Source organism: Synechococcus sp. R3-13 (assembly GCF_047462195.1).
Classification (GTDB): domain Bacteria; phylum Cyanobacteriota; class Cyanobacteriia; order Thermostichales; family Thermostichaceae; genus Thermostichus.
Map to the genome: position 1 here is coordinate 1 of NZ_JANSIO010000436.1, position 799 is coordinate 799.

2 protein-coding genes are annotated in these 799 nt (G+C 53.1%); both read left to right on the plus strand.

Translation table 11 applies throughout. The annotated features are described in order from the left end of the window. The coding region (locus tag NW856_RS12585; protein WP_414400548.1) for a Uma2 family endonuclease at positions 1 to 398 on the plus strand (398 nt) is incomplete at its 5' end. 185 nt (positions 399 to 583) lie between these two features. Continuing rightward, the coding region (locus tag NW856_RS12590; protein ID WP_414400549.1) for a Uma2 family endonuclease at positions 584 to 799 on the plus strand (216 nt) is incomplete at its 3' end.

The following is a 799-nucleotide window of genomic DNA, read 5'->3' on the forward strand; positions in this document are numbered from 1 at the left end:
TTTGGAATCGGCAATCGGGCCGAGGGAAAAGCTTTGATTCTTCCACCGGATTTTCCTTGCCTTCAGGCAGCGACCGCTCCCCTGATTTGGCCTGGATCCCGATTGAAAAGTGGGAAGCTTTGGATCCGGAAACCCGCCAAGGATTTTTGCCCTTGTGCCCCGATTTTGTGGTGGAGATCCTCTCGCCCACCGACTCTTGGATTCAAACTCAGGCCAAGATGCAAGAATACATGGACAACGGCTGTCGGCTGGGGTGGCTGCTGGATCCCAAGGCCAAGCGGGTGATGATCTACCGACAAGGGCAAGCGCCGCAATTGGTCGAAGATCCGGAAACCCTATCAGGAGAGGACGTGCTGCCGGGCTTCACCTTGCCCATCCGCAAGATCTGGTCGGCTTGATATGAGTAGCTTTCACGGATTTACGATCCCTGATACAGCTTTTTTCCACACCCTTAACCCAGCCAACTCTGATGGATCTCTTGCATGACAGGGATCCCACGCAATTGCAGAACTCTCCCAACCTTGGAAACAGCTGCAGTAAAAATGTTGAGCGATAGGCCAAAAACAGGCGGAGTCACACTACCATGGCTGCTCTGACTCTGAATCTATCTCCCCTGATAACCCTCAGCCGAGCAGATTTTATCCGGCTTTGTGCCGCCAATCCTGAGCTGAAGCTGGAGCGTACTGCCCAAGGAGAATTGGTCATCATGTCTCCAACCGGTGGGGAAACGGGCAATCTTAACTTTGAAATTGCCGGGGAAGTTTATGTTTGGAATCGGCAATCGGGCCGAGGGAAAAGC